The 7,483-nt window shown below is 63.3% G+C and carries 7 protein-coding genes and 2 tRNA genes; 3 read left to right on the top strand and 6 right to left on the bottom strand.

The features are described 5' to 3' along the window. Positions 1-266 precede the first annotated feature (266 nt). From CXY83_RS13155 to CXY83_RS13130, 6 genes are all read right to left on the bottom strand, one after another. A tRNA-Arg gene (locus tag CXY83_RS13155) sits at positions 267-339 on the bottom strand. 155 nt (positions 340-494) lie between these two features. Continuing rightward, the gene (locus CXY83_RS13150) at positions 495-2,303 is read right to left on the bottom strand and encodes an ABC transporter ATP-binding protein (RefSeq protein ID WP_104197799.1); all 1,809 of its coding nucleotides are present in this window, start codon (positions 2,301-2,303) and stop codon (positions 495-497) included. A gap of 2 nt (positions 2,304-2,305) precedes the next feature. Further along, the gene (locus CXY83_RS13145; protein ID WP_104197746.1) at positions 2,306-3,181 is read right to left on the bottom strand and encodes an ABC transporter permease; all 876 of its coding nucleotides are present in this window, start codon (positions 3,179-3,181) and stop codon (positions 2,306-2,308) included. Further along, positions 3,178-4,125 (bottom strand): ABC transporter permease, encoded by a 948-nt coding sequence (locus tag CXY83_RS13140; protein WP_104197745.1) that lies wholly within the window; start codon positions 4,123-4,125, stop codon positions 3,178-3,180. Before CXY83_RS13140 ends, CXY83_RS13145 begins: the two co-directional genes overlap by 4 nt. 116 nt (positions 4,126-4,241) lie before the next feature. After that, the gene (locus CXY83_RS13135; RefSeq protein WP_233200903.1) at positions 4,242-5,753 is read right to left on the bottom strand and encodes an ABC transporter substrate-binding protein; all 1,512 of its coding nucleotides are present in this window, start codon (positions 5,751-5,753) and stop codon (positions 4,242-4,244) included. Between the two features lie 162 nt (positions 5,754-5,915). Beyond that, positions 5,916-6,176, bottom strand: a complete 261-nt coding sequence (locus CXY83_RS13130; RefSeq protein WP_104197744.1) for a thioredoxin family protein — start codon at positions 6,174-6,176, stop codon at positions 5,916-5,918. A gap of 82 nt (positions 6,177-6,258) precedes the next feature. On the opposite strand from CXY83_RS13130, the gene orn reads away from it, so the two are divergent. The 3 genes from orn (at position 6,259) to CXY83_RS13115 (ending at position 7,473) form a co-directional block, all read left to right on the top strand. Next, the gene (orn, locus tag CXY83_RS13125) at positions 6,259-6,933 is read left to right on the top strand and encodes an oligoribonuclease (RefSeq protein ID WP_104197743.1); all 675 of its coding nucleotides are present in this window, start codon (positions 6,259-6,261) and stop codon (positions 6,931-6,933) included. Between the two features lie 43 nt (positions 6,934-6,976). Next, positions 6,977-7,052: transfer RNA gene (locus tag CXY83_RS13120), tRNA-His, on the top strand. Between the two features lie 70 nt (positions 7,053-7,122). After that, complete coding sequence (locus CXY83_RS13115; protein ID WP_104197742.1) at positions 7,123-7,473, top strand: metallopeptidase family protein; 351 nt, start codon at positions 7,123-7,125, stop codon at positions 7,471-7,473. The last annotated feature ends 10 nt before the right edge of the window (positions 7,474-7,483 follow it).

Below are 7,483 nucleotides of genomic sequence, written 5' to 3'. Positions count from 1 at the left end.
GACAATCCGCATGATCAATGGCAAACCCCAAGTACGCGGGCCCATCTTGTGGGACCCCACCCAAACCTGGCGCCCCGCCCAAAGCCACCGCGCCAACACCCCCAGCCCCGAACCGTACTGGCGCAACTAAGACAGTCAAATGTGGCGAGCATCTGTTGCGCTGTGACTGTGACTGTGACTGTGACTGTGACTGTGACCAGCATTGATGCGGAGCCCAACTGTGGAACGCCCACTCGGGCTAGCGCGTTACAGTCGTCTACTTTCGGTGCCCCCGGTAGGAATCGAACCTACGACAATCGGATTAGAAGGCCGGTGCTCTATCCACTGAGCTACGGGGGCGGGACTACTCAAGGTTACAGGCCGCTGGCAGCGATCCGGTCACCACCGCTTACAGCTCGGGTGTCAGCGCGGAACGGCGCCGGCCTCCACGATCGAAAATCCGGGACACGCCACGAGTTCGGTGGCCGGCAACGATTCGATGGGCACGGTCTCGGTCATGGCTTCTTTACTGGGGCACGTGATGCGGACGAAGATGACGTGACACTGCGCCGGGCCAAGGCGTCCACCGACGGCGTCGCGCTGACCAGTTGCTGCGTATACGGGTGCAGCGGGCTGTCGTAGACGTCGGCGGTCGGCCCGCATTCGACGATGCGTCCGTCGGAGATGACGGCAACGGTGTCACAGAGGTGACGAATGACGGCGAGGTCGTGGGAGACGAACACGAGGGTGAGCTGGTATTCGTCGACCAGGTCGGCGAGCAGGTTCAAGACCTGGGCACGCACCGACACGTCCAGTGCGCTGACCGCCTCGTCTGCCACCAGAACCCGCGGCCTGGTCATGAGCGCCCGCGCAATAGAAATGCGTTGCCGCTGACCACCGGAGAATTGGTGCGGATACCGATGCATCACGTCAGCGTCGAGCCCGACTGCCGCCAGTTGGGCTTCCACCCGGGCCAGCGTCTCGGTCCGACCGACGTGGCGCAGTGGTTCCGCGACGATGTCGCGCACGCGCATGCGCGGATCCAGCGACCCCATCGGGTCTTGGAACACGATCTGCACCCGGCTGCGAAAGTCGCGCAGTTGTCGTTCGGACGCTCCCCTGATCGGTTGGCCGAGCACGTCGACCGTGCCGGATGTCGGCTGGTCGAGGGCGCAGAGAATACGCATGAGGGTGGATTTACCAGAACCGGACTCCCCCACGATGCCAAACCGTTGCCCCGCGGCGATATCGAAGGACATGTCACGCAAACCGTGCACGGTCGGCGCCGGGGCGAACACGCCGCCGCCGTGTCGCCGATACTGCCGGCTGAGGTCACGTACCGAAATGGTGGGCGCCCCGGCCACCTCATTGAAGATGACCCGGGGACCGCCCAATTCTAGACGCTGGTGAGCGGCGCGGTGAGGCGGCAGGATCGGCACGGCTGCGGCATCCGTATGCACGCGGCTGAGCCGGGAATCTGCCACACGCGGGGTGCCGATGACAGGCAGGGTGTGCAGCCGGCCCCGGTCGTCGACCGAGGAGAGATCCGAGTCCGCGATCAGTTTTTGCGTATACGGATGCTGCGGCGCGGTCAGCACGCGCCCGACCGGCCCGTCCTCGACGATCTCGCCCTGGTACATCACAAGAACCCGCTGGCATACCTCGGCGACCACCGCGATGTCGTGGGTGATCAGCAGCAACGCGGTACCACGATCGGCGACGAGGTTGCCGATGAGCTTCAGCACCTCGGCTTGCACGGTCACATCGAGCGCAGTGGTCGGTTCGTCGCAGAGCAGTAGCTCGGGGTCGTTGGCCATGGCCATGGCCAGCATGACCCGTTGACGCTGTCCGCCGGAGAGTTGATGTGGAAGGGCGAGGGCAGTCTCGGCGGGGTTCGATAATTTGACGAGGGCCAGAAGTTCGACGGCGCGTTGCCGGGCACGGCGTCGACCGTTTTCGGTGTGGTGCGCCGTCATGATCTCGGCTACCTGCGCTCCGACCCGCATCAGCGGGTTCAGGGCGGTCATCGGTTCCTGAAACACCATCGCCATGGTGTTGCCACGCAACTGGTTCAGGCGGCGTTCGGGTGCGGTGAGCAGGTCGTCGGCGACCCCGTTCAGGTACACAGTGCCGGTGGCGGTCAGGGTTTCCGGAAGCAGCCCCATGACGCTTGTCGCGGTGAGCGACTTTCCCGACCCTGACTCTCCGATCAGACCGACGCGTTCACCGGCCGCGATGTCGAAACTGATGCCGTGCAGCAGCTCGGTGAAGGGCGAACCGACCCGCAGGCCTCGCACGCTGAGGGTGGGTGTTGGTGCGCTCATGGTCATCGTTGCACCTGCATTCTCGGGTCGAAACGATCTCGGAGGCCGTCACCGAGCAGGTTGAACCCGAGCACAGCAATGGCGATGGCGATTCCCGGCCAGACGATGAGCAACGGCTCGATGAACAGGTACCCCTGGGCATCCTGCAGCATGCGCCCCCAGGACGGTGTGGGTGGCGGCGTGCCGAGCCCCAAATAGGAAAGTGCGGCCTCGGCCAGAACCGCGATGCCGAAGGAGACTGACGCCTGCACGATGAGCATGCCACTGATATTGGGCAGTACGTGTCGCACCCCGACGAAGACTCCGCTCTTGCCGGCGGCGCGGGCCGCCTGCACGTACTCGCGGCTCATGATCTGCATGGTTCCGCTGCGGGCGATGAGGGCGAACGCGGGTGCCGTGCCGATACCGAGCGCGACCATCGCACTGACGGTGCCGGCTCCGAAAATGGCGCCGAAAATGATCGCGAGCAGCAGGGCGGGAAAGGCGAGGGCAATGTCATTGCCGCGCATCATGAACTGGTCGAGCCGGCCCGGATTCATACCGGCGACGATACCGAAGGGCACGCCGAGCACCGCGGCGATCCCGACGGCGACCGTGCCCACGAGCAGTGAGATCTGGGCGCCACGCAGGATGGAACTGAGCACATCACGCCCGAAGCTGTCGGTGCCCAGCAGGTGCGCAGCATCCGGTGGGCACAGGATCGAATCCGAGAAGACCCCCTCCGGGTCGAACGGAGTCCAAAATGCGGACAAGACGGCCGCCAGCACGACGAGTCCAATGAGCACACAGCCGGCCCTGAGCGTGCCGCCGCCGTTCCTGCGGCGCGGTGCGGGGCGTAGCCCGGTGGGGGCGCCGACCCCGGGACCGATGGTGGTCATCCAGCCCTCCGAAGTCGGGGATCGATCACCGTGAAGGCAAGATCAACGAGAAAGTTCAGCACCAGCACGAAGACGACCAGCACGAGCACGATTCCCTGCACGGCGGGCAAGTCGCGAAGAGCGACCTTGTCGAGCAGCAGGCTGCCGAGGCCGGGAATGCTAAAGACCCGCTCGATCACGACCGCGCCGACTAGAAGAGTGGCAATCTGCACGCCGAGCACGGTCATCACCGGAACAGCCGCGTTACGCAGCCCGTGCCGGAGCAGGGCCCGCCCCGCGCCGAGGCCCTTGGCCCTGGCGGTTCGGATGAAGTCTTCTCGCATCACTTCCAAAACCGAGGAGCGCACGTAGCGGCTGAGTACAGCGCCCTGCACACTACCGAGGGCGATCGCCGGCAAAATCAGATGTTCCAGGAATCCGCCGAAGTCCTCGCCCGGGTCGACCCAGCCGCCCGCTGGCAGCCAGCGCAACGTCACTGCAAACACCGTGACGAGCAGCATCCCGGCCAGAAAACCGGGCACGGCAACACCGATCTGGCTGATGCCCGACAAAACGGCGCCGTCGGGTCTGCGCTGCCGCACCGCAGTCAGGATTCCGAACGGGACCGCGAAGAGCAGTGCCAGCACCACGCTGGTGAGCACAAGGATCACTGTGATGCCGAGGGCATCCGTTATTTCGGGGCCGATCGGCTGACGCGACACCGTAGAGTCACCGAAGTCGCCGATGAGCACGTGCCCGAACCAGTCCAGGTAGCGTACGACCGCGGGGCGGTCGAGCCCCATGGCCGTGGCCTGCGCCGCGACATCCGCTTCGGTTGCCTGCACCCCCAGCGCGATGCGGGCGGCATTGCCGGGCAGAATCGACAGCATCAGGAACGTTGCGATCGACGCCACCACGACGGTGGTGGCGAACACCAGAATGCGCCGCAGAACCACAAGGACCATAGCGACACTTTCCTCTGACTGATTCATGCCTCTGACCGATTTGCGGTTGGCACGACACTGACGAGCGCCGCGCAATCGCTCAAACGACAACCGTACGCGTTCCGGCTATTCCCGCCCTATCGTGCGATCGTCGACAGGTCCAACGCGAGGCTCGGCGTGTTCCTCGGCACACCGAGCAGATCGGCGTCCGCGATCGAGATGGCCGGTTGCAGGTAGAGCCAATCGGCGGCGGCTTCCTCCGCCATGGTCCGCGTGGCTTCCTTCATCAGTTCGGTGTAGCTGGTCGGGTCGGCGGCATCCGCTTCGGCAAATTTGGCCATCACCGCGGGCGAGTCGTAGCCCGCGTAATAGGTGGCGGCGGCGAAGACGCTCACGTCGCGCGGTTCGCTGTGCATGATGAGCGACATGTCGTAGTCGTGGCCGGAGAAGACCTCGTCCAGCCAGATGGCGGGAAATTCGAGCGTCGTCACGTCGGCGGTGATGCCCACCTTGGCGAGCTGGTCTTTCACCACCTGGGCGCCGGCCACGGCGTAGGGAAGGTTGGGAATTTTGAAGTCAACGGTCAGGTCGCTCACCCCGGCCTCGTCGAGAAGTTTGATAGCCGTGTCGGGGTCGTACGGGTAGAGATCGGCCAGGCTCTCGTCATACCAGGGGTCGGTCGGTGGCACCATGGATCCGATCAGCAGGCCGTAACCGCTGTTCGCTGTGTCCATGATGGCTTGGCGGTCGATGGCATACATGACCGCCTGTCGAACCCGAATGTCGCTGAACGCATCGCTGGCATTGTTCATCGACAGCGTGACCTCGCCGGTGCTGGCGCCTTCAAGCACCTGGAAGTCGGAATTGGCCTTGAACTGATCGACGAGCTGAAACTGCGAGATGCCTGAGATGAGATTGATATCGCCACTGAACAACGCGTTGGTCTGCGCCGTCGCATCCGTGAAGTAACGCAGGGTGACGTCGCTCATATAGGGCGCCTCGCCCCAATAGTCGGCGTTGGCGGCGAGCACGAGGCTGTCGCCGGTTTTGAACGAGCTGACCGTGTACGGTCCGGTGCCAATCGGAGCGGTGGCGAGGTCAGCGATACCGGATTCGGTGAACATCGTGCCGACCGGACCGCTCATGTTGAAGAGCCAGCTGTTGCTCGACTTCGACAGGGTGATGCGTGCCTCGGTATCGCTGACGGCTTCAATACTCGCGATCGGGTCAAGGTAGGTGGGCCCGTTGGCGGTCCAGTTGTCCTTGACGCGTTCGAGGCTGAATTTGACGCTCTCGGCAGTGAATGGCGAACCGTCGGAGAAGGTCACTCCATCGCGCAGCAGAAAGTCGTAGACCAGTCCGTCGTCGCTGACGGTCCAGGATTTGGCGAGCAGGGGAATGATGGTGCCGTCATTGTTGAGTTTCACCAGCCCCTCGTAGACGTTGTAGAGCAGGGCCTGCGGAATCGCCGCACCGGCGGTCGTGGTGTAGTCGAGGTTTCCGGGCGTGGCCAGCAGGCCAACAGTCAACGCGGTGCCACCTTCCGCGTCGGTCGTGCCCGAGCCGGTGGAACAACCGACCAGGGCCATGGACGCGGCCATGACTGTCGCAATGCTGACGAACATGTTGCGCCGGATGGATGACCTCATGTGTGTGCCCCTATGGTTCGGCTGGTCCGACGAAGACCGACCAGAGGTGCTGCGGAAAATACCGTGCAGATCTGCGCGTACTGATCTGCGCGAACTGATCTGCGGCGTGGCGCTTCCAGCGCTCTGATCGACATGCGACGAGAACCCGTGGCAGCCCCCCGGTCAGAGCGCCTTGGCCGCTGCTACGAGAACCTGCGACAGGGTCGGAACGCCGGCTGCACGAAAAACCTCCGTGCCGGCACCATTGGTGATGATGACCGTGGGAGTGTTGCGAATGAGGAACGCCTCGGCCTGCTCCGGCTCACCGGCAACATCGATTTCGCGCACGGTCGCCCCGGGGACCAACCGCTTAGCCTCGGCGAGCACCGCTCGCGTTTGCACGCACGGCTCGCAGAATGACGACGAATACAGTGTGAATTCCATGAGGGCCTCGCAGGTCGCGCGTGAATGAGCAGTAAGCCATAAGTTTACAGGCCGTGTCTGAGCCCACCGGTAGACTGAAAGAATGACTAATAGCACGACGGAAACAGCACCGACGACCTCCCCCGCGCCTTCCCCGACGTCGAAGAGTCCCGACCGCCTGGTTTGGATCGACTGCGAAATGACCGGACTCGACCTGGATCGTGACGAACTCGTCGAGATCGCCGTCGTTATCACCGACTACGACCTCAATGTGCAGGGTCCGGGCCTCGACATCATCATCAAGCCCAACGACTCGGCCCTCGAGAACATGGGCGACTTCGTACGCACCATGCACACCTCATCGGGCCTCATTACCGAGATTCCGAATGGTGTCAGCGTCGCCGAAGCCGAGTTTCAGGTTCTCGAATACGTATTGAAGTTCGTCCCGGCCGATCAGAAGGCACCGCTCGCCGGAAACTCCATCGGTACCGACCGCGCCTTCCTTACCCGCTACATGCCGCGCCTCGACAACCAGCTGCACTACCGCAATGTCGACGTGTCGTCGATCAAGGAACTGGCCCGACGCTGGTACCCGCGGGTATATTTCAACGCCCCCGCCAAGGACGGCGGTCACCGCGCCCTCGCCGACATTCTCGAATCGATTCGCGAGCTCGCGTACTACCGCCAGACAGTGTTCGTGGCCGACCCCGGTCCGACCAGCGACGAGGCCAAGTTGCACGCCGCCGAAGTTGTGCACTTATTCTCCTCCGAGGTGTAATAGGATTGCGGAGTTGCCCTGCGTTGTAGACGTGGGACGCATGGTGGGTATAGCTCAGTTGGCAGAGCGCCTGGTTGTGGTCCAGGAGGTCGCGGGTTCAATCCCCGTTACTCACCCCAATGAAACACTGCACATCGGTCTCTGACCGTTGCAGTGTCGGTGAAAGCAGGCCGCGATGATCGAAGCCGCATGGTAGAACTCGACGCGGTCGCCTTCGAACGCCTCGTGGTTGATGAACTGGATCTGCTGCCGGACGACATGGTCGACGGACTGGACAACATAATTTTCGTGGTCGAAGATCGTCCCGAAGACGGGACCCTGGACATTCTGGGCCTGTATGACGGGGTCGCGCTCACCGAGCGCGGTCAGTACGGTTTTGGCGAGATGCCAGATCGCATTGTGCTGTATCGGGAACCGTTACTGGCGATCTGCGACACCCTTGACGACCTACACGATGAAATTCACATCACCCTGGTTCATGAAATCGCCCATTTCTATGGCATAGATGACGACAGGCTGCACGAGCTCGGCTGGGGCTAGCCTCCAGAGG

Origin of the sequence: Cryobacterium sp. M15 (assembly GCF_002929675.1) — a bacterium.
Taxonomy (GTDB): domain Bacteria; phylum Actinomycetota; class Actinomycetes; order Actinomycetales; family Microbacteriaceae; genus Cryobacterium; species Cryobacterium lyxosi.
The sequence above is the reverse complement of the archived record's forward strand: the minus strand, read 5'-3'. Positions and strand labels throughout refer to the sequence as shown.